The organism is Psychrobacter sp. Rd 27.2, from assembly GCF_001921755.1.
Classification (GTDB): domain Bacteria; phylum Pseudomonadota; class Gammaproteobacteria; order Pseudomonadales; family Moraxellaceae; genus Psychrobacter; species Psychrobacter celer.
In genome coordinates, this window is the sequence record NZ_MRYB01000133.1 from 1 (window position 1) to 354 (window position 354).

Genomic DNA, 354 nt, shown 5'->3' on the forward strand with positions numbered 1-354 from the left:
CTATAAAACGATAAGTGACGGGTCGGTCTTTGATATAGTCGATGGCAGTGATTAGATTTTCAAAGGCGGTCTCTGCCATCAAGATGCTGTTAATTTTTAGCTTGATATCGGTGGTGGCAAGCAAGGTATCCATATCAGCGAGCAACTGCGGCAATGTATTAAAGCCTGTCATCTTATAAAAGGTCGCCGCATCAAAGCTGTCCATGCTGATATTCAACTGATTTAATCCAGCCGCTTGCCAACTAGGTAGATGTTTACCCAGCTTATAACCATTACTGGTCATAGCGACGGTCTCGATGCCTTGTGTCTGTTTAATGGTCTGAATAATCTCGACAACATCGCGGCGAATGGATG

1 pseudogene is annotated in these 354 nt (G+C 44.1%); it reads right to left on the reverse strand.

The annotated features are described in order from the left end of the window. Nucleotides 1–354, reverse strand: a pseudogene (locus tag BTV99_RS12910) (GTP 3',8-cyclase MoaA); the annotation flags it as partial.